Annotated in this window: 29 protein-coding genes; 13 read left to right on the top strand and 16 right to left on the bottom strand. The window is 73.9% G+C overall.

Features of this window, described 5'->3' with window-relative positions; translation table 11 throughout:
* Positions 1-58 precede the first annotated feature (58 nt).
* A complete protein-coding gene (locus ACIGO6_RS28450; RefSeq protein WP_399881204.1) occupies positions 59-1282 on the bottom strand; it encodes a trans-sulfuration enzyme family protein in 1224 nt (407 codons plus the stop codon).
* Positions 1283-1342: 60 nt separating this feature from the next.
* On the opposite strand from ACIGO6_RS28450, the gene ACIGO6_RS28455 reads away from it, so the two are divergent.
* The gene (locus ACIGO6_RS28455; protein WP_399881206.1) at positions 1343-1834 is read left to right on the top strand and encodes an Lrp/AsnC family transcriptional regulator; all 492 of its coding nucleotides are present in this window, start codon (positions 1343-1345) and stop codon (positions 1832-1834) included.
* A 77-nt stretch (positions 1835-1911) separates the two neighbouring features.
* Positions 1912-3600 carry a DUF885 domain-containing protein gene (locus ACIGO6_RS28460; protein ID WP_399881208.1) on the top strand — a complete coding sequence of 563 codons (1689 nt, stop codon included), beginning with the start codon at positions 1912-1914 and terminating at the stop codon, positions 3598-3600.
* A gap of 10 nt (positions 3601-3610) precedes the next feature.
* Here ACIGO6_RS28460 and ACIGO6_RS28465 read toward each other — a convergent pair whose 3' ends face one another.
* On the bottom strand, positions 3611-4456 hold the full coding sequence (locus ACIGO6_RS28465) for an SDR family oxidoreductase (protein ID WP_399881210.1): 846 nt from the start codon (positions 4454-4456) through the stop codon (positions 3611-3613).
* 79 nt (positions 4457-4535) lie between these two features.
* On the bottom strand, positions 4536-5012 hold the full coding sequence (locus ACIGO6_RS28470; protein ID WP_399881212.1) for a rhodanese-like domain-containing protein: 477 nt from the start codon (positions 5010-5012) through the stop codon (positions 4536-4538).
* Positions 5013-5134: 122 nt separating this feature from the next.
* On the opposite strand from ACIGO6_RS28470, the gene ACIGO6_RS28475 reads away from it, so the two are divergent.
* Positions 5135-5581: an Lrp/AsnC family transcriptional regulator gene (locus ACIGO6_RS28475; protein WP_399881214.1), complete on the top strand. Its 447-nt coding sequence runs from the start codon at positions 5135-5137 to the stop codon at positions 5579-5581.
* 7 nt (positions 5582-5588) lie between these two features.
* On the opposite strand, the gene ACIGO6_RS28480 is transcribed toward ACIGO6_RS28475, so the two are convergent.
* Together ACIGO6_RS28480 and ACIGO6_RS28485 are read right to left on the bottom strand one after the other, a co-directional pair.
* A complete protein-coding gene (locus ACIGO6_RS28480; RefSeq protein WP_399881216.1) occupies positions 5589-8585 on the bottom strand; it encodes an AAA family ATPase in 2997 nt (998 codons plus the stop codon).
* Positions 8582-9745 (bottom strand): exonuclease SbcCD subunit D, encoded by a 1164-nt coding sequence (locus tag ACIGO6_RS28485; RefSeq protein WP_399881218.1) that lies wholly within the window; start codon positions 9743-9745, stop codon positions 8582-8584. Before ACIGO6_RS28485 ends, ACIGO6_RS28480 begins: the two co-directional genes overlap by 4 nt.
* A 187-nt stretch (positions 9746-9932) precedes the next feature.
* Between ACIGO6_RS28485 and ACIGO6_RS28490 the strand changes: the two genes are divergently transcribed.
* From ACIGO6_RS28490 to ACIGO6_RS28505, 4 genes are all read left to right on the top strand, one after another.
* Positions 9933-10382 (top strand): hypothetical protein, encoded by a 450-nt coding sequence (locus tag ACIGO6_RS28490; protein ID WP_399881220.1) that lies wholly within the window; start codon positions 9933-9935, stop codon positions 10380-10382.
* Between the two features lie 282 nt (positions 10383-10664).
* Positions 10665-11885: a cation:proton antiporter gene (locus ACIGO6_RS28495; RefSeq protein WP_399881222.1), complete on the top strand. Its 1221-nt coding sequence runs from the start codon at positions 10665-10667 to the stop codon at positions 11883-11885.
* 100 nt (positions 11886-11985) lie between these two features.
* Positions 11986-12630, top strand: coding sequence for a PAS domain-containing protein (locus tag ACIGO6_RS28500; protein WP_399881224.1), 645 nt, complete (start codon positions 11986-11988; stop codon positions 12628-12630).
* A gap of 51 nt (positions 12631-12681) precedes the next feature.
* Positions 12682-12948 (top strand): ATP-binding protein, encoded by a 267-nt coding sequence (locus ACIGO6_RS28505; RefSeq protein WP_399881226.1) that lies wholly within the window; start codon positions 12682-12684, stop codon positions 12946-12948.
* A gap of 407 nt (positions 12949-13355) precedes the next feature.
* Here ACIGO6_RS28505 and ACIGO6_RS28510 read toward each other — a convergent pair whose 3' ends face one another.
* The 3 genes from ACIGO6_RS28510 to ACIGO6_RS28520 are packed head-to-tail and all read right to left on the bottom strand — an operon-like array spanning position 13356 to position 15255.
* Entirely contained in the window at positions 13356-13982 is a 627-nt protein-coding gene (locus ACIGO6_RS28510; RefSeq protein WP_399881228.1) for a YigZ family protein, read from the bottom strand.
* 17 nt (positions 13983-13999) lie between these two features.
* Positions 14000-14542: a SixA phosphatase family protein gene (locus ACIGO6_RS28515; protein WP_399881230.1), complete on the bottom strand. Its 543-nt coding sequence runs from the start codon at positions 14540-14542 to the stop codon at positions 14000-14002.
* Positions 14539-15255: a hypothetical protein gene (locus tag ACIGO6_RS28520; RefSeq protein ID WP_399881232.1), complete on the bottom strand. Its 717-nt coding sequence runs from the start codon at positions 15253-15255 to the stop codon at positions 14539-14541. Before ACIGO6_RS28520 ends, ACIGO6_RS28515 begins: the two co-directional genes overlap by 4 nt.
* Before the next feature lie 182 nt (positions 15256-15437).
* Here ACIGO6_RS28520 and ACIGO6_RS28525 point away from each other — a divergent pair, with 182 nt between their 5' ends.
* Positions 15438-15845: a CoA-binding protein gene (locus ACIGO6_RS28525; RefSeq protein ID WP_399881234.1), complete on the top strand. Its 408-nt coding sequence runs from the start codon at positions 15438-15440 to the stop codon at positions 15843-15845.
* A 64-nt stretch (positions 15846-15909) separates the two neighbouring features.
* Positions 15910-17133, top strand: coding sequence for a 4-hydroxybenzoate 3-monooxygenase (locus tag ACIGO6_RS28530; RefSeq protein WP_399881236.1), 1224 nt, complete (start codon positions 15910-15912; stop codon positions 17131-17133).
* A 10-nt stretch (positions 17134-17143) separates the two neighbouring features.
* Here the strand turns inward: ACIGO6_RS28530 and ACIGO6_RS28535 are convergent, their stop codons facing one another.
* Positions 17144-17503 carry an ArsR/SmtB family transcription factor gene (locus ACIGO6_RS28535; RefSeq protein WP_399881238.1) on the bottom strand — a complete coding sequence of 120 codons (360 nt, stop codon included), beginning with the start codon at positions 17501-17503 and terminating at the stop codon, positions 17144-17146.
* A gap of 69 nt (positions 17504-17572) precedes the next feature.
* Between ACIGO6_RS28535 and ACIGO6_RS28540 the strand changes: the two genes are divergently transcribed.
* Complete coding sequence (locus tag ACIGO6_RS28540) at positions 17573-18616, top strand: cation diffusion facilitator family transporter (RefSeq protein WP_399881240.1); 1044 nt, start codon at positions 17573-17575, stop codon at positions 18614-18616.
* A 4-nt stretch (positions 18617-18620) separates the two neighbouring features.
* Here ACIGO6_RS28540 and ACIGO6_RS28545 read toward each other — a convergent pair whose 3' ends face one another.
* From ACIGO6_RS28545 to ACIGO6_RS28555, 3 genes are all read right to left on the bottom strand, one after another.
* Positions 18621-19178, bottom strand: a complete 558-nt coding sequence (locus ACIGO6_RS28545) for a YbaK/EbsC family protein (RefSeq protein ID WP_399881242.1) — start codon at positions 19176-19178, stop codon at positions 18621-18623.
* Positions 19179-19221: 43 nt separating this feature from the next.
* Entirely contained in the window at positions 19222-19794 is a 573-nt protein-coding gene (locus ACIGO6_RS28550; protein WP_399881244.1) for a helix-turn-helix domain-containing protein, read from the bottom strand.
* Between the two features lie 111 nt (positions 19795-19905).
* On the bottom strand, positions 19906-20709 hold the full coding sequence (locus ACIGO6_RS28555) for an acyltransferase (protein WP_399881376.1): 804 nt from the start codon (positions 20707-20709) through the stop codon (positions 19906-19908).
* A 108-nt stretch (positions 20710-20817) separates the two neighbouring features.
* Between ACIGO6_RS28555 and ACIGO6_RS28560 the strand changes: the two genes are divergently transcribed.
* Positions 20818-21348, top strand: a complete 531-nt coding sequence (locus ACIGO6_RS28560) for a gamma carbonic anhydrase family protein (protein ID WP_399881246.1) — start codon at positions 20818-20820, stop codon at positions 21346-21348.
* 68 nt (positions 21349-21416) lie between these two features.
* Here ACIGO6_RS28560 and ACIGO6_RS28565 read toward each other — a convergent pair whose 3' ends face one another.
* Both ACIGO6_RS28565 and ACIGO6_RS28570 read right to left on the bottom strand, forming a co-directional pair.
* A complete protein-coding gene (locus tag ACIGO6_RS28565; RefSeq protein WP_399881248.1) occupies positions 21417-22040 on the bottom strand; it encodes a DedA family protein in 624 nt (207 codons plus the stop codon).
* 105 nt (positions 22041-22145) lie between these two features.
* Entirely contained in the window at positions 22146-22583 is a 438-nt protein-coding gene (locus ACIGO6_RS28570; protein ID WP_399881378.1) for a DUF4442 domain-containing protein, read from the bottom strand.
* A gap of 139 nt (positions 22584-22722) precedes the next feature.
* On the opposite strand from ACIGO6_RS28570, the gene ACIGO6_RS28575 reads away from it, so the two are divergent.
* Positions 22723-23655 carry a hypothetical protein gene (locus ACIGO6_RS28575; protein WP_399881250.1) on the top strand — a complete coding sequence of 311 codons (933 nt, stop codon included), beginning with the start codon at positions 22723-22725 and terminating at the stop codon, positions 23653-23655.
* A gap of 105 nt (positions 23656-23760) precedes the next feature.
* The gene (locus tag ACIGO6_RS28580; RefSeq protein ID WP_399881252.1) at positions 23761-24777 is read left to right on the top strand and encodes a hypothetical protein; all 1017 of its coding nucleotides are present in this window, start codon (positions 23761-23763) and stop codon (positions 24775-24777) included.
* A gap of 46 nt (positions 24778-24823) precedes the next feature.
* Here ACIGO6_RS28580 and ACIGO6_RS28585 read toward each other — a convergent pair whose 3' ends face one another.
* Together ACIGO6_RS28585 and tuf are read right to left on the bottom strand one after the other, a co-directional pair.
* A complete protein-coding gene (locus ACIGO6_RS28585) occupies positions 24824-25669 on the bottom strand; it encodes a spermidine synthase (protein WP_399881254.1) in 846 nt (281 codons plus the stop codon).
* A 60-nt stretch (positions 25670-25729) separates the two neighbouring features.
* Complete coding sequence (gene tuf / locus ACIGO6_RS28590; RefSeq protein WP_399881256.1) at positions 25730-26899, bottom strand: elongation factor Tu; 1170 nt, start codon at positions 26897-26899, stop codon at positions 25730-25732.
* Positions 26900-26957: the final 58 nt, after the last annotated feature.

Below are 26957 nucleotides of genomic sequence, written 5' to 3' on the forward strand. Positions count from 1 at the left end.
CACCGCCGGCCACCCGCTCACCGTCGGCCGGCCCACCGACCCGCTGACCCGCTGACCGTCAGTCGGCCCGCGACAGCGCCTCCCGCCGCCCGATCGCCTCGGTCACCCGCTCCCCCAAGGCCTGGTCCAGGTCGGCCCACAGGTCGTCGACGTCCTCCAGGCCGACCGACAGCCGCAGCAGCCGGTCCCCGACGCCGGCGCCCCGGCGGTCGTCGGCGTCCACGATGCGGTGGCTGATGGACGCCGGGTGCTGGATGAGCGTGTCGACGCTGCCGAGGCTCACCGCCGGGGTGATCAGACGGACGCGGCCGATCACCTCGTGCGGGTCGCCGTGGACCTCGAACGAGACCATCGCACCGCCGATGCGCGGATAGTGGACGCGAGCCACGCGCGGGTCGGCGGCGAGCCGCTCGACGAGCACGGCGGCGTTCGCGGAGGCGGCCCGCACCCGCACGGGCAGGGTCGACAGCCCGCGCAGCAGGAGATAGCCGGCCAGCGGATGCAGCACGCCGCCCGTGGCGAACCGGACCTGCCGCAGCCGTCCCGCGAACTCCTCGTCGCAGGCCACCACACCGGCCAGCACGTCCCCGTGTCCGCCCAGGTACTTGGTGGCGCTGTGCAGCACCAGCCGGGCCCCCTGCTCGGCGGGGCGCTGGAGGACGGGAGTGGCGAAGGTGTTGTCCACCAGCAGCGGCACCGATCCGCAGGCGTGGGCGACGGCCCGCAGGTCGACCTCGGCCAGCGTGGGATTGGCCGGCGACTCCACCAGCACCAGGCCGGTGTCCGGGCGCAGCGCGTCGGCGATCCCCGCCGGGTCGGTCCAGGTGACCTCCGAACCGAGCAGCCCGGCGGTCAGCAGATGGTCGCTGCAGCCGTACAGGGGCCGTACGGCGACCACGTGCCGCAGCCCCATCGAGCCGCGGACCAGCAGAACGGCGCTCAGCGCGGCCATCCCGCTGGCGAAGGCGACCGCGGCCTCGGTGCCCTCCAGCCGGGCCAGCGCGGTCTCGAAGCGGGCGACGGTGGGGTTGCCGAGGCGGCCGTAGACCGGCGGGCCGTCCGGGTCGGCGCCGGTGGTGGCGAACGCGTCGATGCGGGCGGCCTCGCCGCGGCTGTCGTACGACGGGTAGGTCGTGGACAGGTCGATGGGCGGGGCGTGCAGTCCCTGACCGGCGAGGTCGTCGCGGCCGGCGTGCACGGCCTCGGTGGCCAGTGCCCTGCCCGTGGGTGCGGTGGTGCGTACGTCGGCGGACGGTGACGTGTGCGTGCGCGCAGAGTCCATGGCCCGAAGAGTGAACACCGACCGGGCCGCCAGGGCCGCAGACCGTGCTACGTTCGGCGCATGGCCGAATCCGTCGTACTGGACCCGGTGGATCTCCATCTGCTGCGGCTGCTGCAGAACGACGCCCGGACCACCTACCGCGATCTCGCCGCCCAGGTCGGGGTCGCCCCCTCGACCTGCCTGGACCGGGTGGCCCGACTGCGGCGTGCCGGGGTGATCCTCGGTCATCGCCTCGAACTGGACCCGGCGAAGCTGGGGCGCGGCCTCCAGGCGCTGCTCCTGGTCCAGGTGCGCCCGCACCGGCGGGAGCTGGTCGGCCCGTTCGTGGAGCGGATCCGGGCGCTGCCCGAGTCGCGCACCGTCTTCCATCTCACCGGGCCGGACGACTACCTGGTCCATGTCGCGGTCGCGGACATGCCGGACCTGCAGCGACTGGTCCTGGACGAGTTCACCTCCCGGCGGGAGGTGGCCCGCGTCGAGACGCGGCTGATCTTCCAGCAGTGGGACTGCGGCCCCCTGCTGCCGCCCGCGGCGCCCCCGGCCACGCCCTGAGCGAAATCCGGCCGCCCACGGCAGCGGCCCGTCCAACCGGGCTGACGCGGCACCGCTATCCGTATGAGGATGTCCGCATGTCAGAGACCAAGAGCCCGCTGCCCCGCGAGGTCGCCGACGCCTACGTCGACGAGCTCATCGCCCTCGACCCGGTCACCGGTACGTATCTCGGTGTGGCCGAGAGTTCCAGCCGCCTGCCCGACTTCTCGCCCGCGGGGCAGGAGGCCCTCGCGGCGCTGGCGCGGACCACGCTCGCCCGGCTCGACGAGGCGGAGCGCCGGCCCGGCGGGGACAGCGACGTGGAGCGGCGCTGCGCCCGGCTGCTGCGCGAGCGGCTCACCGCCGAACTCGCGGTGCACGAGGCGGAGGAGGGCCTGCGCTCGGTCGGCAACATGGGCACCGCCGCGCACTCGGTGCGCGAGGTCTTCACGGTGACGCCGACGCAGACGGACGAGGACTGGTCCCGGATCGCCGAGCGGCTGCGCGCGGTACCGGCCGCGTTCGCGGGCTACCGCGCGTCCCTCCAGCAGGGCCTGGAACGCAAGCTGTACGCCGCTCCCCGGCCGACCGCCACCTTCGTCGAGCAGCTCGGCGAGTGGGCGGACACCGGTGAGGGCCGCGGCTGGTTCGAGGACTTCGCGTCCGCCGGCCCCGAAGCGCTGCGCGCTGAGCTGGACGAGGCGGCCCGCTCGGCGACCGCGGCCGTGGTCGAGCTGCGGAACTGGATGCGCGACGTGTACGCGCCGGCGATCGAGGGCGCCCCGAACACCGTGGGCCGCGAGCGCTACGCCCGCTGGTCGCGCTACTACAACGGCACGGACCTGGACCTGGACGAGGCGTACGCGTACGGCTGGGCCGAGTACCACCGGCTGCTCGACGAGATGAAGCAGGAGGCCGAGAAGATCCTGCCGGGCGCCGAGACGCCGTGGGTGGCGCTGGCGCACCTGGACGAGCACGGCAAGCACATCGAGGGCGTCGACGAGGTCCGCGAGTGGCTGCAGGGCCTGATGGACCAGGCGATCGAGTCGCTGGACGGCACGCACTTCGAACTCGCGGAGCGGGTGCGGAAGGTGGAGTCGCGCATCGCCCCGCCCGGCAGCGCGGCGGCCCCGTACTACACGCCTCCGTCGGAGGACTTCTCCCGCCCCGGCCGCACCTGGCTGCCGACGATGGGGCTCACCCGCTTCCCGGTCTACGACCTGGTCTCCACCTGGTACCACGAAGGCGTCCCGGGTCATCACCTCCAGCTCGCCCAGTGGGCGCACGTCGCCGAGGACCTCTCCCGCTACCAGGCCTCGGTCGGCATGGTCAGCGCCAACGCCGAGGGCTGGGCGCTGTACGCGGAGCGGCTGATGGACGAGCTGGGCTTCCTCACGGACGCGGAGCAGCGGCTCGGTTACCTGGACGCGCAGATGATGCGGGCCGCACGGGTCATCGTGGACATCGGCATGCACCTGGAGCTGGAGATCCCGGCGGACTCGCCGTTCCACCCGGGTGAGCGCTGGACGCCGGAGCTGGCGCAGGAGTTCTTCGGCGCGCACAGCAGCCGTCCGGCGGATTTCGTGGAGAGCGAGCTGACCCGGTATCTGACGATCCCGGGCCAGGCGATCGGCTACAAGCTCGGTGAGCGGGCCTGGCTGCTGGGCCGGGAGAACGCCCGCAAGCGCCACGGTGACGCCTTCGACCCGAAGGCCTGGCACATGGCGGCGCTCTCCCAGGGCTCGCTGGGCCTGGACGACCTGGTGGACGAGCTGTCGCGGCTCTGAGCCGGGCCGGTCACCGCCGGAAGCCGCCCTCCGAGTCGACGACCTGACCGGTGACCCACTCCGCCTCGTCCGTGGCGAGCCACGCGATGAGGCGGGCCGGGTCGTCGGGCATGCCCCACCGCCCGGCGGGGAAGAGCGCGGCGATGGCGTCGTAGTCCTCGCCGGTCATGTAGTCGGTGTCCACGGGGCCGGGGTTGACCGCGTTCACGGTGACGGCGTGCTCGGCGAGGGTCGTCGACAGGGAGCGGGTGATGGAGGCGAGCGCGCCCTTCTGGAGGGCGTAGGCGATCTCGCCGGGCATGCCGCCCGCGATGTCCTGGCCGGAGGTCATCATGACGACGCGTCCGCCGGGGGTGCGGGGCGGCAGTGCCGCGCGGTGCCGGGCGTACGCCTGGACGAGCAGCAGCACCGAGCGGGTGTCGACCTGCCAGTGCGCGTCGAGCATGGCGGCGTCGATCGTGTCGAGGGTGCCGTCGGAGCCGCTGAGGGCGTGGTTGGCGACGAGGACGTCCAGGCGTCCGCCGAGCGCTTCGGCGGCGGTGGCGAGGAGTTCGCCGGGGGCGGCGGGGTCGGCGAGGTCGCCGGGGCCGGCCAGCACGGTGGCGTCGGGGTCGCCGAGTGCCGCGCGTACGGAGGCGACGACCTCCTCGGTGCGGTCGGCGCCCCAGGGCATGGCGGCGTCGTGGGGTACGTGATGGTGCAGATAGACGCTCGCCCCGTACGCGGCGAGCCGCCGGGCCACGGCGTGGCCGATGCCGCCGCGCCGGCTGGCTCCGGTGACGAGGGCGGTCCGGCCGCGCAGGGGCAGGGGGTCGCGGCGCAGTTCTTCGGGGGTGGGGTGCGGAAAGCGTGGCATGACCCACCATGATGATCGGCCCGCGGCCCCGCCGCACCCGGTTAACGCATCGCGCCCCGCGTCAGAGCCTGCGCGCGCCTCAGCACCCGCAGTCGGCCGCGTCCAGTGGGGCGGTCAGGGGGTCGGTGGCGCGGCGCTCGCTCCCCTGCCAGGTCTCGTACGCGAAGCCCTCGCGCACCCAGTACTCGAATCCGCCGAGCATCTCCTTGACGTGGTGGCCGAGTTCGGCGAGGGCGAGGGCGGCGCGGGTCGCGCCGTTGCAGCCGGGGCCCCAGCAGTACGTGACGACCGGCACCGCCGGGTCGAGGAGACGGCCGGCCTCTTCGGCGATGAGCGCGGTGGGCAGGTGGACGGCGCCGGGGATGTGGCCCTGGTCCCAGGCCTCGGTGGAGCGGGTGTCGACGAGGACGAACCCGGGGTCGCCGTCGGCCGCGAGCGCGGCGGCGACGTCGGAGACGTCCGCGTGGAAGGCGAGGCTCGCCCGGAAGTACGCGGCGGCCTCGGCCGGGGGCGCGGGGGCGACGCGCAGAACGGGGTTGGTGGTGGTGACACTCATGGTCCGGCCTCTCCTCGGTGGATCTCCTGGCCAGAAACCTACGGTCCGTGAGCACCCCTCCTGAAGGGAGATTCACCGGCACACTTCTTGTTCCGGCGGGGATTCCCTGCTATCCATCCCGGATGAGCACGTATTCCCCGGACGCCACCGACTGGCTCCTCCTCGACGCCCTCCAGCGGGACGGGCGGGCCAGCTTCGCCGAACTCGCCCGTGCCGTCTCGATGTCCGCGAGCGCGGTGACCGAACGGGTGCGCCGGCTCGAGGAGGCGGGGGTCATCCAGGGGTACGCCGCGGTCGTCGACCCCGACCGGCTGGGGCTGCCGATCCTGGCCTTCGTACGGCTGCGCTACCCGACGGGCAACTACAAGCCGTTCCACGACCTGGTCGCCGTCACGCCCGAGATTTTGGAGGCGCACCATGTCACGGGGGACGACTGCTTCGTCATCAAGGTCGCGGCGCGTTCGATGCGGCACCTGGAGGAGGTGGCGGGGCGGATCGGCGCCCTGGGCTCGGTCACCACGAGCGTCGTCTACTCCTCGCCGCTCCCGCGCCGGCCACTGGGCCGCTGAGGGCCCCTCAGCCGGCGCCGCGCAGACGCAGTACCGAGCCCGTCCGTCCCTTCACGACCTCGAGTTGGGCGTGGATGCGCCGGCGCAGGTCGGCGACGTGGCTGACGATGCCGACGCTGCGGTCCCGTTCGCGCAGTGAGTCGAGGACGTCGAGGACCTCGTCGAGGGTCTGGTCGTCGAGGCTGCCGAAGCCCTCGTCGATGAAGAGGGTGTCGAGGCGGACGCCTCCGGCCTCGTCCGTGACGACGTCGGCGAGGCCGAGCGCGAGGGCGAGCGAGGCGAAGAACGTCTCGCCGCCGGAGAGCGTCGCCGTGTCGCGCTCGCGGCCGGTCCAGGCGTCGACGACGTGCAGCCCGAGGCCGCTGCGTCCGCGCCCGGTGCGGTCGTCGGAGTGGACGAGGGTGTAGCGGCCCAAGGACATGCGCTGGAGCCGCGCGGTCGCGGCGGCGGCGACCTGTTCGAGGCGGGCCGCGAGCACGTACGACTCCAGGCGCATCCTGCGTTCGTTGTCCGCCGAGGTGCCCGCGGTGAGGGAGGCGAGGCGGGCGACGCGGTCGTGCTCCGCGCGCAGCGGGGCGAGCCGGCGTACGGCGGTGGTGGCCTGCGCGGACAGCCGGTCGAGTTCGGCGCAGCGCCGGGCGGCGGCGTCGTGTGCCGAGGAGGCGTCGCGCAGTCGGCGGCCCGCGTCGGCGGCGGTGCGTTCCGCGGCGGCGAGGTCGGCGGGGGGCCGCTCGGCCGCGGCGGCGGTGTCGGCCTCGGCGAGGACCGCGCGGACGGCGGCCTCCTCCAGCTCCCAGGCGTCGAGCCGGCGTTGCAGCTCGCGGTGGGCGGCGTCGTCGAGCAGCGCGGCGGCGGCGTCCCGGGGCGTGTCGAAGCCGGCGCGGAAGGCGGCGTCGGCGAGGCGGGCGTCCGCGTCCTTGAGCCGCTGGGCCGTGTCCTCGGCGGCGCGGGCGGCGTCGGCCGCCTCCGTCAGCAGCGCGGCCCGGCGCTCCAGCTGGGCGGCCCGTGCCGCCACGCTGTCGGCGGCGCCGCGGGCCCGCGTCAACTCCTCCTCCAAGGCGGCCCGTTCGCGCTCCAGCCGCTCCCGGTTGCCGACCCGGGAGGCGGCCCGGAGTGCCGCCTGCTGCTGGGCGGCGATCCGCTGCTCGCGCTCCTGCTCCGCCCGGCGCAGCTCCTCCTGCGCGGCGTGCAGAGCGGAGGCGCCGGCGCGGGCGCGGGTGTACAGCCGCTCCAGTTCCTCGGCCTCCTCGGCGAGCCGGGCGGTGGGCGCGTCGCCCGCCTCCGCCGTGGCGGCGGCGAGTGCCTCCCGTACGGTGCCGAGGCGCCGCTCGGCGTCGGCGCGCCGCGCCTCGGCCTCCTGGTGGGCGGCGAGGGCGCGCTCCTCCGCCTCGCGGTCGACGTGCCCGGCGATCCTGCGGGCGGGGGCGGGGTGCTCGGTGGCGCCGCACACGGCGCACGGCGCGCCGTCGGTGAGGTTCGCGGCGAGTTCGGCGGCGATGCCGTTCAGCCGCTGTTCCTTGAGGTCGAGCCAGTGAGCGCGGGCGTCGACGGCGCGTTCGGCCAGCGCGAGGGCGTGCCGCTGTGCCTCCTGGGTGTCCTCGGCGTACCGGTCCCGTTGCCGGGCCGCGGTCAGCCGTCGCTGCGCCGGGTCGCGCTGGACGGCGAGTTGTTCGGCGCGGGTCGCGGCCTCCTGTGCGGAGTCGACGCGGGCCTGCAGTGCGGTGCGGGTGGCCGTCCAGTCGGCGAGCCAGGTCTCCGCCTCGTGCAGGACGTCCGCGTCGGCGCGTTCCTGGCGGTCCAGTCCGGCCCGCTCCTCGGCCAGCTCGGCGAGGCGCCGTTCGGCCCGCCGGGCCGATGCCAGTGAGCCCAGTTCCTCGGCGGCCCGGCGCGCGGCTGCCGCCAGCCCGGCGGCACCGGCGTCCGCGAGGGCGTCGGGCAACAGGGCACGCGCGTGTGCCTCCGAGGTCGCCGCCCGCCGGTGTTCGGCGTCGGCGGCGTCCCGCAACTCCAGTGCGGGCGCCACCGCTTCGGCCTTGCGGGCCCGCTCCATGCGCTGCTGCGCGGCGCGGTGGGCGTCGGCCCGCTCCGCCAGCCGCGCGGCCCGCTCCCGCGCCTCGGCGAACCGCCGCTGCAGCCGCTCCCGTTCCCGTGCGTCGGCCAGGTCGCGTTCGGCGGCGGCCTGGGCGGCCTCCGTGGCCGTGAGCCGGCACTCGGCGACGGTCAGCAGCTCGCGGGCGGTGCTGCGGGCGACTGCGGCGGCGTCGAGGACGGCCGCGGCCAGCCCCGGCTCGCCCGGCGCGAGCTCCGGCAGCACCATGGCGTCGCCGGCGGCCTGGTGCATCCGGTGCGCGTCGGCCAGCAGCGCGGCGTCGCCCTCGCGCACCCGGGCCTCGGTGGTGCGGCGCCGCTCGGCGAGGCGTTTCTCGGCCTCGGCGAAGCGCCGGGTGTCGAAGAGCCGGCCGAGCAGCTTGCCGCGGGCCTCGGCGTCGGCGCGCAGGAAGCGCGCGAAGTCGCCCTGGGGCAGCAGGACGACCTGGCAGAACTGCTCGCGGCTCATGCCGAGCAGCTGGGTGATCTCCTCGCCGATCTCCTGGTGGGAGCGGCTGAGGTCCTTCCAGGCGCCGGCCGTCGCGTCGTACTCGCGCAGCCAGGTCTGGGCCTTGTCGACGGTCGTGCCCCTGCCGCGCAGCTTCGGGCGCTCCCAGGGCGGCTGCCGGGTGATCTCCAGCCGCCGCCCCGCCACGGTGAGTTCGAGGCGCACCTCGGTGCGGGTGCCGACGGCCGCGTGGTCGCTGCGCAGCGTCATGCCCTGGCCGCTGCTCTGCCGGGCGCCCGGGACCGAGCCGTACAGCGCGTAGCACACGGCGTCGAGGACGGAGGTCTTGCCGGCGCCGGTCGGTCCGTGCAGGAGGAAGAGCCCGGCCGCCGAGAGGGCGTCGAAGTCGACGCTCTGCGCGCCGCCGAAGGGGCCGAAGGCGGTGATGTCCAGCCGGTGCAGCCTCACCGGGCCGCCTCTCTCGGGGTCTCGTCGGCGCGCACCGCGTCGAAGGCGTCGCGCAGCACGGTCCGTTCGTGGTCGTCGGGGCCGGCGCCGCGTACGTGCGTCACGAAGTCCTCCGCGATCTGCTGGTCGCTGCGGCCCGCGAGGCGCCGGGCGTAGGAGACGGCCGGGTCGTCCGGGGCACGCTCGGGGTCGAAGACGAGGCTGAGCGTGTGCGGGAAGCGGTCGGTGAGCCGGGCCATGGGGTCGGCCGGGCGGGCCGGGTCGGTGAGGGTCGCCTCGACCCACGCCTCCTCGTGCCGGCTCAGCTCCGGGTCGGCGAGCAGCTCGTCCAGGGTGCCGCGCAGGCGGGCCAGCGGACGCGGCACCGGGCAGTCGACGCGCTCGGCGGCGACCGAGCCGTCGGCGTCCAGGTCGAGGAGCCACATGCTCTTGCGGTGCGCGGCCTCCGAGAAGGAGTACGGCAGCGGGGAGCCGGAGTAGCGGACGCGCTCGGTGAGGGTCTGGCAGCCGTGCAGGTGCCCGAGCGCCACGTAGTCGACGCCGTCGAAGACACCGCAGGGCACGGCGGCGACCCCGCCGACGGTGATGTCCCGCTCGCTGTCGCTCTGCTCGCCGCCGGTGACGAAGGCGTGCGCGAGGACGACGGAGCGGGTGCCGGGCGCGCGGGTGGCGAGGTCGGCGCGGACCCGGTCCATCGCGGCGGCGAGCACGGCCTCGTGCCCCGCCTTCTCCACGGCGAACTCGGTCTTCACCAGGGCGGGTTCGAGATAGGGCAGCCCGTAGAAGGCCACGTCTCCGTGTGCGTCCTCCAGCACCACCGGGGTCCCGCAGCCGGCCGGGTCGGTGCGCAGATGGATACCGGCGCGGTCGATGAGCCCGGCGCCGACGCCGAGGCGGCGGGCCGAGTCGTGGTTGCCGGAGATCATCACCGTCGGCACACCGAGGCCGGCGAGGCGGTGCAGGGCGTCGTCGAACAGCTCGACCGCGGCGAGCGGGGGCACCGCCCGGTCGTACACGTCTCCCGACACGACCACGGCGTCGACTCCGCGCTCGCGCACGGTCTCGACGAGGTGGCCGACGAAAGCGGCCTGGGCGCCGAGCATGTTCACCCGGTGGAAGGTTCGGCCGAGATGCCAGTCGGACGTGTGCAGAATTCTCATGACATCGCCCTGATCCGCACGTCTACCCCTACTGCACCTCTGGAACCAGCACGAACCAGCACGGGGCTCGCCGACAACGCTCGCCACGCTAACGCATGGCGCGGGTGCCCGGACGGAAGGGAACGCCTTCACCTGTACGGCGCAGGTCCTGTGGTGCCCCACCAGCAGGGACGGTCGGGGTCGACATGTGCTCTTCGTCACCATCGGCGGCAGGACGTGGGCCCGCGTCATCGCCGCGCGAGCGACCGGCGGACGACGAGCGGAGTCACGTGGGACGGTTCCACGGGCGGACCCTGGCCGCGGTGATCCGTGTGCTGCTGCTCGTCGCCGTACCGCTGACCGCAGCACCGTCAGCGTCGCGCGGGACCGGCTGCCGACCGCCGACGCCCGTCCGGTCGCCGAACGCTGGACCGCCACGGGCCAGTGGCAGATCGCGTCCGTCGAGGCCCGCAACGGCATCGTCGTCATCGGCGTACTCGGCCTGCCCCCACAACCCGCCCCCGACGCACTGCGCGCCGCGCTCGGCGACCACGGCATGGGCTACGCCGATCTGGAACTCCACCTGGTGGGCGGACGGACCCACTGGTGTCCCGCCGACACCGACACGTGCTCCACGCGACGGGGGAAGCGGAGCTGAGGGCGATCCGGATGCGGCCGCAAGGCTTCCGTCGACACCGCGCGTTCCTTCCCCCCGACGGCGTACACCCGGTCGTCCCGGCCGTCCCCGCGCGCGAGAGTGGCACCGACCGCGCGCGGGGTCGCGGCGGTCTGCTCACACCGTCCATGAGGGAGATGGCGATGTCCCGGAGCCCGGAGTCGAAGCCCGCGGAGCCGGCGGTCGCGGCGGCCGACAAGGCGGTCCGGGAGCGTTTCCCCTTCGCCGTCGCCACTCCGTGACCCGGCCCCCCGGCGGCGTGTCATGACCCACCCGGGCACACTCGTCCTGATCATGGCCGTCGCCGTCGTCGCGCCGCTGCTCGCCCACGCCACGGGGCGCCGGATCCGGATCCCGCTGGTCGTCTTCGAGATCGTCCTCGGCATCGTCGTCGGCCCCCAGGTGCTGGGCTGGGCCCACCCCGACGAGGTCGTCGACACGCTCGCCGACCTCGGACTGTCGATGCTGATCTTCCTGGCGGGCTACGAGATCGACTTCGCCGCGGTCCGGGGCGACACCCTGCGCCGTTCCCTGTGGGCCTGGCCCCTCTCGCTCGCCCTCGGCATCGGCCTGGGTTTCCTGTTCAGCGGCGGCGAGATCTTCGAGGCGTTCGTCGTCGGCACCGCGCTGACCAGCACGGCGCTGGGCACGGTGCTGCCGATGCTGCGGGACCGCGGTGAGCTGCGGGGCCGCTTCGGGACGGTGGTGTCGGCGTTCGGCGCGGTCGGCGAGTTCGGTCCCGTCGTCGCCATGGCGCTGCTGCTCAGCGGACGCCGGCCCGCCGAGTCCGCCGTCCTGCTGGCCGCGTTCGGGGCGATCACCGCCGCGGCCGTCTTCTGGGCGCTGCGTCCACGCCCCCCGTGGTTCGGTGAGCTGACCGAGCGGACCCTGCACAGCAGCGGCCAGTTCGCGGTCCGGTTCGTGATGCTGCTGCTGGCCTGCATGCTGGGGCTCGCCGAGGTGTTCGGCCTCGACGTGCTGCTGGGCGCCTTCGCCGCCGGTGTCCTCACCCGCCTCGTGCTGCACCGGGCCGCTCCCGCGAGCAGCGATGCGGTCCTCGGCCGCGTGGAGGCCCTGGGCTTCGGCTTCCTCGTGCCGCTGTTCTACGTGGTCACCGGTATCGAGTTCGACCTGGACGCGCTGCTCGACGCCCCGGGCGCGCTGCTGCTGGTCCCGGCCTTCCTCCTGCTGTTCCTGCTGGTGCGCGGCGGACCGGTGTACCTGCTGGCCCCGAAGGACCTGGGCCGTACCGACCGGACGGCCCTCGCGTTGTTCGCCTCGACCTGCCTGCCGCTGGTCGTCGCGATCACGACCATCGGCGTGGACCAGGAGCTCCTCGGCACCGATCAGGCCGCCGCGCTGGTCGGCGCCGCGATGATCTCCGTACTCGTCCTGCCGTCGCTGGCCATGCGCCTGCGGTCGAGGACCGGCGGGACGGGGAGGCCGGCGGCCCCGGCGGAGGCGACGGACGCGGAGGCCTGGTGAGCGAGGGCGTCCGGGCGACGTGACCGTGCCGCGCCGGCCGAGTTGCCGCGGGCGACCGATGCGAGAAGGTGGGAAGGACGATCCGCGAAGGGAGTGTGCGGTGGCAGGCGGTTCCATCGACGACACCGCAGTGCTGAACGCGCTGATCGCCGGTTCGTCCCAGGGGCTGTTCGTCTTCGACTCCGAGCAGAGGGTCACCCGCTACAACCCCGCCGGGCGGGGAGTACGCAGACTGCCCGCCGAGGACATCCTCGGGCACACCATCGAGGAGTTCGCCCCCGACCTGGCGCGCAGCGAACTCCAGGGCCTGCTCGACGAGGCCCTCACCACCGGCGAGCCGCTGCGGAGCCGGCTGGTCCGGGGACCGGCGCCGTCGAATCCGCACCGGACCCTCGCGCTCGAGGTCTCCCTCTTCCCCCTGCACGGCTCGGGCGAGGACACGCCGGGGCTGGTGGCCGTGATCGAGGACGTGACCGAGCGGCAGGAAACGGCAGACCGCCTCGCCGTCCTCAGTGCGGTGCACGCGACCGTCGGCTCCACGCTGGAGGCGCGGACCACGGCCGACGAGCTGGTGCGGGCCCTGGTGCCCGCCTTCGCCGACGCGGCGAGCGTCGATCTGCTGGACCACGGTCAGGAGGCACCCGAGCGGCAGTCCGGCCCCCCGCCGACGGGTGTCCCCCTGCGCCGTGTGTCCTTCGCCCCGCCGACCGCCGAGCCGAGCAGGAAGGAGGGCGACACCACCTAACTCGTCGTCAGCGAACTCGTCACCAACGCCATCCGCTACGGCAAGGGACCGGTGCGCCTGCGGCTCATCCACGACCGGGGCCGGCTGCTGTCCGAGGTCACGGACGCCCACAGCGCCAGCCCCCACCTGCGCCACGCCCTGGACAGCGACGAGGGCGGACGCGGCCTCTACATCGTGATGAAGCTCAGCTCCCGCTGGGGCGTGCGGCACAGCCGCCGGGACAAGACCATCTGGGCCGAACAGCAACTCGACGGCGCGTCGCCGGACCCGTCGCTCGTGCCGGACGCCTTCGACCCGGCAGTGGTGCCGGAGCTCTGACGAGCCTCCCGTACGGCGTGCCGCACCGGAAGAAGGCGTCGCCGGCATCAAGGCCGACCAGGTCTGGCAGCAGTACGACGACCGGGCGAGGGCATCGTCATCGCCAACGTCGACTCCGGCGTGCAGTTCGACCACCCCGGCCTGGTCGCCAACCACCGCGGCAGCAACGGTGTCGGTGGGGCACCCCGCAAGGGGCAGGGCCGCGTCGCCGGCTGGGTCCGCTTCGTGGACGGGGCGCCGGGGAGAGCGCGTACCTCACCGCTCACGACGACGTCGACACCATCCGCGTCACCGGCAGCGAGCGCACGCACCACGCCATCGTGTGGGGCACCGGCGAGGAGCCCGAGGCGGACCAGGCTGCCGGGCGTCTTCACGTCGGCCCTACGCGGCTGAGCCGGCCCCTCGGGTCATGCGTCCCCGTACGCCTCGCCGCCCAGCTCGAACCCGGCCGACCCGGCGGTGGCGTCCGCGAGCCAGGACCGGAAGGCGTCCACGTCGGCCTCCGGCAGACCGACCTCGATGGTGACCGCCTCGGCGTACCGGACGTCGCGCACCGCGCGTCCCGCCGTGCGCAGGTCGTTCTGGAGCTTGCCGGCCCGCTGGTGGTCGACGGTCACGGTGGCGAGGCGGAACCGGCGCCGGGTGAGCGTGCCGAGGTCGTCCAGGGCCTCGCCGACCGCACCGCCGTAGGCGCGGATGAGGCCGCCCGCGCCGAGCTTGACGCCGCCGTAGTAGCGGGTGACGACGGCGACGACGTACCGCATGTCGCGGCGGAGCAGCATCTGGAGCATCGGGACGCCGGCGGTGCCGCCGGGTTCGCCGTCGTCGCTGGCCTTCTGCACGGCGGCGTCGGCTCCGATGACGTACGCCCAGCAGTTGTGGGTGGCGTCCGCGTGCTCCTTGCGCACGCCCGCGATGAACGCCTGGGCGTCCTGTTCGGTGGCGGCCGGGGCGAGGGCGCACAGGAAGCGCGAGCGGTTGATCTCGGTTTCGTGCACACCCGCGCGGGCGACCGTGCGGTACTCGTCCTGCATCCGGCCAGCCTATGCGCTCAGGGTCGCCCGCCCCTCGGCACCGTCATCGCGGTCAGCAGGGCCGTGCCCGGGGCGAGCGCCCGCCAGTCGGTGCCGTGCCAGGCCAGTACGGCGACGGCCGACGTGGGGTACTTCACCCGGACCCGGTCCAGGGCGTCGTCCAGGGCGTCACCCGCCAGCTCGAGGACCAGCTCCTCCAGACCGGGATTGTGACCGACCAGGAGCAGCGTCCCGACCTGTGCGGGCGCCTCGCGCACCACCTCCAGCAGGTCCGGTACGGCGGCGGCGTACAGACGCGCGTCGTAGCGCACCGGCGGCGGGGTGCCCCATTGGGCGGAGGCCAGTTCCCAGGTCTGCCGGGCGCGCACGGCGGTGGAGCACAGGGCGAGGTCCGGCAGGCAGTCGGCCTCCGCGAGGGCCCGGCCGGCGGCGGGGGCGTCGCGGCGACCGCGTCCGGCGAGCGGACGGTCGTGGTCGGCGACGCCTTCGGGGCGGGCCGACTTGGCGTGCCGCAGGACGACGAGGCGGCGCAGCGGACCGGCCCCCGGGCGCGCGATCACGCCGGGGTCCCGAGGTCACGGGTGAGCTCGAGGCCGAGGAACCGGTCGGCGTACGCGTAGACCTCGAACCGGGCCCCGTCCAGAAGGTCCGGATCGGTCTCCACGTCGCGCAGCACACGCAGCACCCCTGCGGCGTCCAGGTCGTCCTCCCAGGCGGCCCGCAGCCGCTCGCGGACCTCGCCGGGCACCGGACGCGACGGCTGCCGCGCCCAGGTGGCGACGGCGCGGCGCCAGCGCGCGAGCGTGTCCCGGGCCTCGTCCAGCACGGTCGCGTCGAGCTCCACGCGCGCGTGGTGGTGACGCTCCAGCAGCGCGAGTCGCAGGACGTCGGGGTCGGCGGGGATCCGTCCGGCCGGGTCCACCGGGGCGACGGCGACGGTCGCACCGTCCGGAGCGGCCCCGCCCTCGCGGACGACGTGCACGGTCTGGCCGGTGCGGGGCCCGGAGGCGGCGACACCGCCGTCCTCGAAGGGCCGGATGCCGAGCGCCGCCGCCTCCGCCCGCAGCCGGGTCCGGTCCTCCGCGCCGGTCACCAGGACCCACACGGGCGTGCCGTCGAGCTCCAGGGCGCGGACCAGGAGGTCGGCGACGAGCAGCACGCGCAGACCGGTGGTGTCGTGCCCCGGCGGGTGCGCCACGACACGGGTCGGGCCACGGCGTGCGGGGGCGGCGGGAACGGGCTCGGCGGTCCGGGCGTCGATGATGCGCAGCACGGGCTGAGCGTAGGCGGGGCGGGACGGCGGCGCACAGGGGCGCGCTCGCCGCCACTCCCCACCGCACGGGGAATCCGGGCGGGCCGCCGCCCGTTGTGACTGGGGGAAGGCACGACATCAGTGGTCCAGAAGTCACAGCCGTCCACAAGTCACAGTCGTCCACAAGTCACAGGAGGCCGCCGGTGTACGGCGACGAGGCAACCGTCCGCAGGATCCTCACCGAGCTCGGCGACACCTGGGCCGTGGTGGGCCTGTCGTCCAACCGGCAGCGCGCGGCGTACGGCGTCGCCGAGGTGCTGCAGCGCTTCGGCAAGCGCGTCGTGCCCGTGCACCCCAAGGCGGAGACGGTCCACGGCGAGCCCGGCTACGCCTCCCTCGCGGACATCCCCTTCGACGTGGACGTCGTCGACGTCTTCGTCAACGGCGACCTGGCCGGAGGGGTCGCCGACGAGGCGGTGGCGAAGGGTGCCGGGGCCGTCTGGTTCCAGCTCGGCGTCGTCGACGAGGCCGCGTACGAGCGGACCCGCGCCGCGGGCCTGGAGATGGTGATGGACCGCTGCCCCGCGATCGAGATCCCGCGCCTCGGCTGATCCGGCGACGCGGCCGGACGTCCGGACCGTTCCCGTGGAGCAGGGCCGCCGCCATACTGCTCCCGTGACCGCAGCCTCCCCCGCCGCCAACTCCGCTGCCACGCAACGCTTTTCGGTCGTCGTCGTGGGCGCCGGCCCCGCCGGGCTCACCGTCGGCAGCATCCTGCGCGCCGCGGGGGTCGACTGTCTGGTCCTGGAGACCGGGACCCGTGCGTTCATCGAGCGGCGGCCCCGTGCGGGAGTCATCGAGGAGTGGGCCGTACGCGGGCTGGAGCGGCGGGGACTGGCACGGACCCTGTTGGAGCGGGCGCAGACGCACACCGAGTGCGAGTTCCGGTTCGCCGGGGAGCGGTACCGGTTCGCGTACACCGAACTGACGGGCAGCCATCACTACATCTACCCGCAGCAGTTCCTGGTGACGGACCTGGTGCGGGAGTACGCGGACGTGCGGGGCGGGGAGATCCGGTTCGGGGTCCGGGACGTGCGGCTGCACGGACTGGAGTCCGGTCGCCCGTCGGTGTCCTACCTGTGTCCCGACTCCGGTGAACGGTGCGTCGTGGACGCCGGGTTCGTCGCCGGCTGCGACGGTGCGCGCGGGGTGACCCGGACGGCGCTGCCGCCCGGGCGCGCGCGGGTCGCCCGGCACGACTACGGGCTCGGCTGGCTGGCGCTGCTCGCCGAGGCGCCGCCGTCCTGCGACTGCGTCGTGTTCGGCATGCATCCGCGCGGTTTCGCCGGCCACATGGCGCGCAGCCCCGAGGTGACCCGGTACTACCTCCAGTGTCCGCCGGGTGACGACCCGGAGAACTGGCCGCACGAGCGGGTCTGGGCTCAGCTGCGGGAGCGGCTCGGCGCGGCGGGCGCCCCGCCGCTCAAGGAGGGGCGGCTGATCGAGCGGCGCGTCCTCGACATGCACAACTACGTGGTCGAGCCGATGGCCTTCGGGCGTCTCTTCCTGGCCGGGGATGCCGCCCACCTCACCGCGCCCATCGCCGCCAAGGGCCTGAACCTCGCCCTGCACGACGCCTTCCTGCTCGGCGACGGGCTGGTCGCGGCCCTGACGAAGGGCGACGACACCGGGCTGTCCGGCTACTCGGCCACGTGCCTCGCCCGGGTGTGGGACTACCAGGAGTTCTCCCAGTGGCTCTCGGGGCTCTACCACGGCACGGCGTCGGGCGATCCGTACCGCGCGGGCGCCGCACTCGCCCGGCTGCGCCGCCTGTTCGATTCCCCGGTCGCGGCCCGGGCCTTCGCCGAGCAGTACCTGGGCTGCCGCACCACGGGCTGAGGGCGCCCGCTCAGTCGTGGAGCGGCCGGTCGCCGAGCCGGTGGTCGGCCACGTTCAGTGCCTCGGCGACCAGGCGGCGCAGATGTCCGTCACGCAGCGCGTACACCACCCGCCGCCCTTCCTTGCGGGTGCTCACGAGCCCCGCGAGCCGCAGCCGGGCCAGATGCTGACTGACCGCGGGCCGCGCCGCCCCGCACGCCTCGGTGAGGGTGGTGACGTCGGCCTCGCCGCCGGTCAGGGCGTGCAGCAGGGTCAGGCGGGTGCGGTCACCGAGCAGGGCGAGCAGTTCGGCGGCGAGCGCGAACTGCTCCTCGCCCGGGGTACGCGGGTGCGCATCGTCGGCAGGTGACAGGTGCATGCGTGCGCTCATACGCACATAATGGCGTCGTGGGCGCCCCGGCGTCCACCCACCGCACCGGACCACCGGAAGGGGCACCCCGTGAGCGACCCGCACCGGCACCACCACCACGACCACTCCCCCGGCCACCACTCCCCCACCGGCCCGTGGCGGCGTCTCGCGCACCGCCTCACCCCGCACTCCCACGAGAGCACCGACAAGCTGGACCCGGCCCTGGAGTCCTCCGCCCGCGGACTGCGCGCGCTGTGGGTCTCGCTGGCGGTGCTCGGCGCGACGGCGCTGGCGCAGGCGGCCGTGGTGGCCGCCTCCGGCTCGGTGGCGCTGCTCGGCGACACGGTGCACAACACCGCGGACGCCCTGACCGCCGTACCGCTGGGCATCGCCTTCCTCCTGGGCCGGCGCGCGGCCACCCGGCGCTTCACGTACGGCTTCGGGCGGGCGGAGGACCTGGCCGGCATCGTCGTCGTCCTGACGATCGCCGCGTCGGCGGTCCTCGCGGCGTGGACGGCGGTGGACCGGCTGCTCGACCCGCGTCCGGTCGCGCACGTCCCGGCGGTCGCCGTGGCCGCCCTGGTCGGTTTCGCCGGCAACGAGTGGGTGGCCCGCCACCGGATCCGCGTGGGCCGGGAGATCGGCTCCGCCGCACTGGTCGCCGACGGACTCCACGCCCGGACGGACGGCTGCACGTCGCTGGCCGTGCTGCTGGGCGCCGGGGGCGCGGCGCTGGGTTGGCAACTCGCCGACCCGCTGGTCGGTCTGGCGATCACGGCCGCGATCGTGCTGGTCCTGCGGGACGCGGCGCGCGAGGTGTTCCGGCGCCTGATGGACGCCGTCGACCCGGCTCTGGTGGACCGGGCCGAGCGCGCACTGGGCGAGGTGGCCGGCGTGCGCGGGGTGGGCGAGCTGCGACTGCGCTGGATCGGGCACCGGCTGCGCGCCGAGGTCGCCCTGGTCGTGGACGGCGAGGCGACCGTCCGGCAGGCCCATCGCATCGCCGTCGAGGCCGAGCACGCCCTGCTGCACGCCGTGCCGCGCCTCACCGCCGCGCTGGTCCACGCCGACCCCGCACCGGCCCCGGGCGAGGCGGACCCGCATCTGGCGCTGGCCCACCACGCCACGGCGTGAACGGTCAGGCGACGCCCAGCCCGTCCAGCACCACGGCCCCCGGCAACTCGGCGAGGGCCTTGCCCGGCACCAGCAGCTTGCCGCGCCGGCGTCCGCTGCCGACGAGGACGTACGGCAGGTCGACGACGGCCGAGTCCACCAGCACGGGCCAGTCTCCGGGCAGGCCGACCGGGGTGATGCCGCCGTACTCCATGCCGGTCTCGCCGGTCGCCGTGTCCATCGGGGCGAACGACGCCTTCCGGGCGCCGAGGTGGCGGCGTACGACACCGTTGACGTCGACCCGGGTGGTGGAGAGGACCACACAGGCGGCGAGCGTCGTGCCGCCGCCCCGCTTGCCGGTGACCACCACGCAGTTGGCGGACTGTTCGAGCAGTTCGCGGCCGTAGTGCTCGACGAAGGTGGCGGTGTCGGCCCATTCCGGGTCGGTGTCGACGTAGACGATCTGGTCGGCGGGGACGCCGCCGCTCCAGTGGCGTACGGCGTCGGCGACCGGGCGGGTCAGTTCGTCGAGGCAGTCCGGGGCGGGCGAGGCGCTGTCGAAGTTCCCGATGGGTGCGTGCATGGCGGCACGCTAACAACCGCGGGCGGCCTGGCGAACGGCCGTCTCAGCGGACGGGCGGCACCGAGACGGCCATGATCATCTCCATCGGTCCGTCGCCCTCGTTGCCGTAGGTGTGCGGGGTGTCGGACGCGAAGGAGGCGCTGGCGCCGGTCGGGACGCGATGCGCCACCCCGTCGACCGTGAGCGTCAGCTCCCCGGCCGTAACGTGCACCAACTCGACCGTGCCGGTGGGGTGCGGGTCGGACGGGCTGCTCTCGCCCGGCATCAGCCGCCACTCCCACATCTCCAGCGGGCCCGGCGCCTCGACCCCGGCGAGCAGCCGGCTGAAACTGCCCGCGTCGGTGTGCCAGAGCCGTACCGCCTGCTCGGCGGGGACGACGCGGACCGTGGGGCCCTGTTCCCAGTCGAGCAGGGTGGTGATGCTGACGCCGAGCGCGTCGCCGACCTTGACGACCGTGCCGAGGCTGGGGTTGGTGCGGGCCTGCTCGATCTGGATGAGCATGCCGCGACTGACCCCGGCCCGCGCGGCGAGCGCGTCCAGGGTGAAGCCGCGCTCGGAGCGCCAGCGTTTGACGTTGCGCGCCAGGGACTGGGTCAGCAGGTCGAGGTCCGCCACATTCCGTCCATTGCTTGTCCAGTGTCTTGGATGACCAGGTGCGCTTGACCGAACTGTCGCCGACTGCACCCGAACGTGCACTGAACTGTACTGCGGGCGGGGGCGACCCCCTCAGCCCTCGGCGGCCGGCTCCGCGAGCCTGTCCGGCGTTTCCTCCCGCTCGTCCAGCTCGGCGAGCCGGGCCACCGCCTCGTCGTCCAGCTTCGACAGCGCCCGCAACTGCCCCGGCGTGACCCCGTCCGGGATCGGCACCGGAGCCGGCGTCCGCAGCGGCGGCTGCCAGCCCCCGTCCGGCGTCCAGCGCCGTACGACACGGGCCGGCGCGCCCGCCACCACGGCGTGGTCGGGGACCGAGCCCCGGACCACGGCACCGGCGGCCACCACCACGTTCCGCCCGATCCGCGCGCCGGGCAGGATCACCGCGCCGGTGCCGATCCAGCAGCCGGGGCCGATCTCCACCGGGTCCATCCGGGGCCACTGCTTGCCGATGGGCTGGTGCGGGTCGTCGTAGGAGTGGTTGGTGGAGGTGACGTAGACGTACGGGCCGAAGTAGCAGTCGCTGCCGATGGTGACCGTGGTGTCCGCGATGACATGGCTGCCGCGGCCGAGCACGACCCCGTCACCGATGCGCAGGATCGGCTCGGGGCCGAGGTCCAGGTCGGGCATGAGACCGGCGGTGAGGGTGACCTGTTCGCCGATGATGCAGTGGGCGCCGACATGGATCCAGGGCTCGCCGAAGACGGTGCCGAGCGGGAAGGCGAGCCGGGTGCCCGTGCCCATCGCACCGAAGCGGAAGCGGCCGGGGCGGTCGGCGGTGACGGAGCCGGTGCGCTGCACCCAGGCCCAGCCCGCGTGGACGGCTCGCTGCGCCAGGCGGCTCCGCCAGGACGCGTACGTGTTCTTGCGCTTCGGCACCCGCTCACGGTAGTTGGCGTGCGCGGGGGTCATGACCGCGGAGGCCTGTGATCTTCACCCCACCGGGGTGGCGTACGGTGCCGTACATCACACGAGCAGGAGGCGACGATGACGCAGAAGGCGCTGATCACGGGCATTGGCGGCAAGGAACCGAAGGTGGACGCGGGGGCCTTCGTGGCGCCGACGGCCTCGGTCGTCGGGGACGTGACGCTGCACGCGGGGGCGAGCGTCTGGTACGGGGCGGTGCTGCGCGGCGACGTCGAGCGGATCTCCGTCGGCGCGAGCAGCAACGTCCAGGACAACTGCACGCTCCACGCCGACCCCGGCTTCCCCGTCACCGTCGGCGAGCGGGTCTCCATCGGGCACAACGCCGTGGTGCACGGCGCGACGGTGGAGGACGACTGCCTGATCGGCATGGGCGCGACGGTCCTCAACGGCGCGGTGATCGGCGCCGGCTCGCTGGTCGCGGCCCAGGCCCTGGTCCCGCAGGGGATGCGGGTGCCGCCGGGGTCGCTGGTCGCGGGGGTGCCGGCGAAAGTGAAGCGGGAGCTGACGGAGGAGGAGCGTCAGGGGGTCACGCTGAACGGCACGATGTACGCGGCGCTGGCTTCGGAGCATCGGGAAGCGTTTACCGTGTGACGGCGAGAGGCCGTCCGCGGGTTGTTCGTGGTTGCTCGCGCCGTTCCCCGCGCCCCTGCGGGGGCGCTTCAGTCGCCGGCGGTCAGAGGCGCTGCCCTGGCCGCCTTGCGCTTGAGCACCAGCATCGACGCGATGCCGATGGCCACGGCCAGCACCAGACCCAGCCACGAGAAGCGCTTCAGCCAGGACTCGGCGACCACTCCGACGTAGTAGATGACGGCGGTGGTGCCGCCCGCCCAGACGATGCCGCCGAGGACGTTGGCGATCAGGAACTTCCAGTACGGCATCCGCAGCACGCCGGCCAGCGGCCCCGCGAAGATGCGCAGCAGCGCGACGAAGCGGCCGAAGAACACGGCCCACATGCCCCACTTCTGGAAGGACCGCTCGGCGGTGGCGATGTGCCCCTCGCTGAAGTGCTTGGGGAACTTCCCGCCCAGCCAGGCCAGCAGTGGGCGCCCGCCCTTGCGGCCGATGGCGTACCCGATGGAGTCGCCGATCACCGCGCCCGCGCTGGCGCAGGCACCGAGGATCAGCGGGTCGATCCCGCTGTGCTGCGACGACATCAGGGCGGCCGAGACCAGGATGATCTCGCCGGGCAGCGGGATGCCCAGGCTCTCCAGACCGATGACCAGTCCGACCACGGCGTAGACGGCTGCCGCGGGCACCGTGTCGAGCCACTCCTGGACGTGCAACGCCCACCCTCCGCTTCGCGTTCGTGCTGCGATCCGGGTGGGACTCGCCGCTTCCCGGTGCGCCTCGACCGAGGCGCACCGGGAAGCCTACCGGGTCGCCGGCGGTCAGCCGTTGGGACGCAGGGTCCACGTGACGGTCATCTCGCCGGTGACGGCGCCGTCCTCCCGCTGGATGGCGACGCTCACCGGGAACTCGGGGCGGCTGCCCGCGTCCAGCTCCGCCACCACCTCGGCGATGGGGCGGCCGAGTGTCGCGGTGGCCGTGACCGGTCCGAGCGCGATCTTCTTGAAGGCGATCTCGGCGGTGACCGGCAGCGGCACCGCCCGGGAGAGCTGGTCACCGAAGGCGGCCAGCACGATCGCGCCGCTGGCCGACTCACCCAGCGTGAACATGGCTCCGGCGTGCGGCCCGCCGACGTGGTTGCGGTACTCGCTCTGGTCCGGAAGGGCCAGCACGGCCTTCTCCGGAGTGGTCTCCAGGTACTCGAGGTTCAGGGTCCGCACCATCGGCACCGTGGCGGCGAGCAACTCGCCGATCGACATCTGATCTGTGCTCATGCCGACAGGTTACCCACGAGTAGCTTCCGTGACCAGGCATGGCCGGGCATGGGTTCGGACAGGGGCCGGGCATGGGCAGGCACGGGGGCAGGCGTCCGGGATGATCGCCGTATGCTTTCCCCTCATGTGGCCAGGAGAGCAGTCGCCCACCGGTGGAGCGAACCCTCAGCAGCCCAACCCGTACCACCAGCCCGGCTACCAGCAGCACCGGCCGCCGACCGCCCCCTGGAACGCCCCCACGGTCACGGCCCCCGGGCCGCCCGACCGGGGACCGGGCGGCCGTACGAAGCTGGTGGCGATCGTCGCGGCCTCGGTCGTCCTGGTGGCCGCCGCGGCGACCGGGGCCGTCCTCCTGGGCGGCAATGAGGACGACGGGGCCGAGCCCGGCCCCACCGTCTCCTCGTCGGCGTCCGCCTCGGCCACCGCCGACGACCCCCGCAGCGGCGACGACGACCTGAAGCCGACCGTCTCGGGCTGGAACGTCGTGGCCAATCCCGACCACGGCATCGCCTTCGACGTGCCGGCCTCGTGGTCGCTGCAGTCGCCCACCTGGATCACCTACGTCACGGAGGACGACGACCCCGAGGAGAAGCCCCTGGTCGCCATGAAGGCCCCCGCCTTTCTCCAGGAGAAGTGGTGCGGGTCGGACGGCGACCGGGACGGCTCGGTCGACTACACGCCCCTGGCCGGCGCGGGTACCCGCGGCAACAACGGTGCGCGGAGCACCGAGGAGATCGCCCGGACGGACTCGGCGAACTGGGTCTACGGAAACTTCACCCAGCCGGACCGGAACAAGGTCTCGACGGGACCGGTGACCTCCTTCACCACCGCCTCCGGCATCGAGGGCAGCGTCGCCACCTCCCGGTCGTCCGGGGTGGAGAAGAAGGGCAAGTGCGACGTGAACGGCAAGGCCACGACGTTCGCCTTCAAGTCCGCCGACGGCGACCTCGTCTCCTGGTCGTTCTTCGGCGCCGCGGACGTCGGGGACGAGGTGCCGGACACCACCGTCCGGCAGATCCTCGCCACCGTCAGGGAGTACGTGCCGGCGGACTCCTGAGGGGGCGATGTGCCGTTGCCGAGGGCGAGCGTTCGCGGTTTCGGTACGGCCCTGACAAAGGCCGGTGACCGAATCGTGTCCTGGGCGGCATTAGGGTGACTCCTCATGTGGCCAGGACAGCAGCCGCCCGGGGGCGAGCAGAACCCGCAGAACAATCCGTACCAGCAGCCGGGGTACCAGCAGCCGAATCCGTATCAGCAGCCCGGCTATCAGCAGCCCAACGCCTATGGGCAGCAGCAGTGGGGGGCTCCGCAGCCCGCCGGGGCTCCGCAGGCGTCGCCGGGCGGTGGCGGTGGCGGCAACCGGACGAAACTGGTCGCGATCGTCGCGGCCCTCGCCGTGGTGGTGGCCGCCGGCGTCACCGGGTTCCTCGTACTGGGCGGTGACAAGGACGACCAGGCGGACGACGGCAAGGACAAGAAGCCGTCCGCCAGCGCGTCCGCGGACAAGTCCGAGTCCCCGCCGACCGACCCGAGCCCGACCGGCTCCGACGACAATCCGCGGGGCGACGGCGAGTTGCAGGCGACCATCGCGGGCTGGAAGGTCGTGGCCAACCCGCGGTTCGGCACCATGTTCGACGTGCCCGCCGAGTGGGAGATCGACAGCACCGACACCAGCGTCGGCTTCGAGTGGGAAGAGGACGGCAAGACCGACCGCACCACCGTCACCGCCCCGGCCTACCTGAAGTCCGAGTGGTGCACGGCGGACGAGAACAAGGACGGCCGCAAGGAGAGCACCGCGCTCGCCACCGCCGGCACCCGGGGCGAGGACGGCGCCAAGGACGCCACCATGGCGGCCGAGACGCGGGTGCCGTGGTGGATCTACGGCGGTTACACGCAGCCGGACAAGAAGAGCGTGAAGTACGGCAAGCCGAAGGCGTACACCACGGCTTCCGGCATCGAGGGCAGCGTCATCACGGCGTACTCGCAGGGCACCCCCCAGAAGGGGAAGTGCGAGAGCGAGGGCAAGGCGATCACCTTCGCGTTCAAGAACGGCGCGGGCAATTTCGTCACCTGGAACCTGTACGGCGCCAAGGGCGTCGCCGACGAGATCCCGGAGGCGACGGTCCAGAAGATCCTAAGCACCGTGCGCCTCACCGAGGAACCGCCGACCGACTCGTAGGCACACCCCGCGTCACACCCCCGCCGAGCGGCGCCGCGCGCGCCGCTCAGCCGATGCCGAACGCCCCGGCGGGAGGCGGGGGCGACGGTACGGCGTCCGCGTCCCGCACCGGCCGCGCGTCGCCGATGAACTCCCGCAGCGCGGGCCCGTGCTCGACCCTGGCCGGGAAGACGTCGGCGGCGGTGCGCCGGGTCAGCGCCGCCGTGTCGAGGGGCCGGTGCGCGGCGACCAGCACCGCGTTGCCGAAGCGGCGTCCGCGCAGCACCCCCGGTTCGGCGATCAGCGCCAGCTCCTCGAAGAGCGTGGCGAACCCCGCCAGTTGGGGGCGCAGGAAGGGGAACGGCGCCGCGTCGGCCAGGTTGGCCACGTAGACGCCGTCGGGCCGCAGCACCCGGGCGGCCTCGCGGGCGTACTCCACGGAGGTCAGGTGCGCGGGCACCCGCGAACCCCCGAAGACGTCGGCGACCAGCACGTCGGCCGAGTCCACGGGGGCGGACTCCAGCCAGGCGCGGGCATCGGCACCGTGCGGGGTGATGCCCGCGTCGTCCGGGAGCGGCAGGTGCTCGGCGACCAGGTCCAGCAGGCCCCGGTCGGCCTCCACGACGTCCTGCCGCGAGCCGGGCCGGGTGGCGGCCAGGTACCGGGGCAGGGTGAACGCTCCCCCGCCGAGATGCAGCACGTCCAGCGCACGCCCCGGCTCGGCCACCGTGTCCAGGACGTGGCCGAGCCGGCGCGTGTACTCGAACTCCAGGTGCGCCGGCTCGTCCAGGTCGACGTACGACTGCGGCGCCCCGTCGACGGTGAGCAGCCAGGCCCGCCGCCGGTCGACGTCGGGCATGAGCTTGGCGGTGCCGTGCTCGGTGACACGGCTGACGGGTATGGCTTCGTTCACCTGTTCATTGTGCCTGCGCACATTCATGGTGCCTGCGCACAAACGCCCCTGAAGGGGCACTCACCCGACAGCCGTCACCGTGCCCGCCCCCACGGTCCGCCCGCCCTCACGGATGGCGAACCCGAGCCCGGGCTCCAGCGGCACGTCCCGTCCCAGCTCCACCGTCATCGTGACCGTGTCACCGGGCCGCGCCACCGCCGCCCGACCGAGGTCGACGTTCCCGACCACGTCCGCGGTCCGGATGTAGAACTGCGGCCGGTACCCCGTGGCGACCGGCGTCGAACGCCCGCCCTCGCGCGCCGACAGCACGTACACCTGCGCCGAGAAGCGCCGCGCGGGCACGACGCTGCCGGGCGCGGCGACCACATGGCCGCGGCGCACCGTGTCGCGGGCGACCCCGCGCAGCAGCAGCGCCACGTTGTCGCCGGCCTGCGCCTCCTCCATCGGCTTGCCGAAGGTCTCCAGACCGGTGACGACCGTCTCGACGGACGCCCCGAGCACCTCGACCCGGTCGCCGACGCGGACGGTGCCGCGCTCGACCGCACCGGTCACGACCGTGCCGCGGCCGGTGATGGTGAGCACGTTCTCCACCGACAGCAGGAACGGCGCGTCCAGATACCGCTCGGGCATGGGCACATAGGTGTCCACGGCGTCGAGCAGCGCCTCCACGGACGCCGTCCAGCGCGGGTCGCCCTCCAGGGCCTTCAGCCCCGAGACCCGTACGACCGGCACGGCGTCGCCGCCGTAGCCGTGCGCGGTGAGCAGTTCCCGTACCTCCAGCTCCACGAGGTCGGTGAGCTCCTCGTCCCCCGCGTCGGCCTTGTTGAGCGCGACCACGATGTGGTCGACGCCCACCTGCCGGGCCAGCAGGACGTGTTCGGCGGTCTGCGGCATGATGCCGTCCAGCGCGGAGACGACGAGGATGGCCCCGTCGAGCTGGGCGGCGCCGGTGACCATGTTCTTGACGTAGTCGGCGTGGCCGGGCATGTCGACGTGCGCGTAGTGCCGGGTGTCGGTCTCGTACTCGACGTGCGCGATGTTGATGGTGATGCCGCGCGCCGCCTCCTCCGGGGCGCGGTCGATGCGGTCGAACGGCACGAACGTGCCGGCGCCGCGCTCGGCGAGGACCTTGGTGATGGCGGCGGTCAGGGTGGTCTTGCCGTGGTCGACATGGCCCATCGTGCCGATGTTCAGATGCGGTTTGGTGCGGACGTACGCCGTCTTGGACATGGCGGTACCTCGAAGCCTCGTGGCGGTGGTGGGGACCCCTGGGGCCGGCCGACCCTCC

This window comes from Streptomyces sp. NPDC053750 (assembly GCF_044544295.1).
In the GTDB taxonomy this organism is placed as follows: Bacteria; Actinomycetota; Actinomycetes; order Streptomycetales; family Streptomycetaceae; genus Streptomyces.

Excerpts from the sequence above, each read along its gene's own strand:
- ACIGO6_RS28450 (WP_399881204.1), bottom strand. The coding sequence starts at position 1,282 with ATGGACTCTGCGCGCACGCACACGTCACCGTCCGCCGACGTACGCACC.
- ACIGO6_RS28455 (WP_399881206.1), top strand. The coding sequence starts at position 1,343 with ATGGCCGAATCCGTCGTACTGGACCCGGTGGATCTCCATCTGCTGCGG.
- ACIGO6_RS28460 (WP_399881208.1), top strand. The coding sequence starts at position 1,912 with ATGTCAGAGACCAAGAGCCCGCTGCCCCGCGAGGTCGCCGACGCCTAC.
- ACIGO6_RS28465 (WP_399881210.1), bottom strand. The coding sequence starts at position 4,456 with ATGCCACGCTTTCCGCACCCCACCCCCGAAGAACTGCGCCGCGACCCC.
- ACIGO6_RS28470 (WP_399881212.1), bottom strand. The coding sequence starts at position 5,012 with ATGAGTGTCACCACCACCAACCCCGTTCTGCGCGTCGCCCCCGCGCCC.
- ACIGO6_RS28475 (WP_399881214.1), top strand. The coding sequence starts at position 5,135 with ATGAGCACGTATTCCCCGGACGCCACCGACTGGCTCCTCCTCGACGCC.
- ACIGO6_RS28485 (WP_399881218.1), bottom strand. The coding sequence starts at position 9,745 with ATGAGAATTCTGCACACGTCCGACTGGCATCTCGGCCGAACCTTCCAC.
- ACIGO6_RS28495 (WP_399881222.1), top strand. The coding sequence starts at position 10,665 with ATGACCCACCCGGGCACACTCGTCCTGATCATGGCCGTCGCCGTCGTC.
- ACIGO6_RS28510 (WP_399881228.1), bottom strand. The coding sequence starts at position 13,982 with ATGCAGGACGAGTACCGCACGGTCGCCCGCGCGGGTGTGCACGAAACC.
- ACIGO6_RS28535 (WP_399881238.1), bottom strand. The coding sequence starts at position 17,503 with ATGAGCGCACGCATGCACCTGTCACCTGCCGACGATGCGCACCCGCGT.
- ACIGO6_RS28545 (WP_399881242.1), bottom strand. The coding sequence starts at position 19,178 with ATGCACGCACCCATCGGGAACTTCGACAGCGCCTCGCCCGCCCCGGAC.
- ACIGO6_RS28560 (WP_399881246.1), top strand. The coding sequence starts at position 20,818 with ATGACGCAGAAGGCGCTGATCACGGGCATTGGCGGCAAGGAACCGAAG.
- ACIGO6_RS28570 (WP_399881378.1), bottom strand. The coding sequence starts at position 22,583 with ATGTCGATCGGCGAGTTGCTCGCCGCCACGGTGCCGATGGTGCGGACC.
- ACIGO6_RS28575 (WP_399881250.1), top strand. The coding sequence starts at position 22,723 with ATGTGGCCAGGAGAGCAGTCGCCCACCGGTGGAGCGAACCCTCAGCAG.
- ACIGO6_RS28580 (WP_399881252.1), top strand. The coding sequence starts at position 23,761 with ATGTGGCCAGGACAGCAGCCGCCCGGGGGCGAGCAGAACCCGCAGAAC.
- tuf (WP_399881256.1), bottom strand. The coding sequence starts at position 26,899 with ATGTCCAAGACGGCGTACGTCCGCACCAAACCGCATCTGAACATCGGC.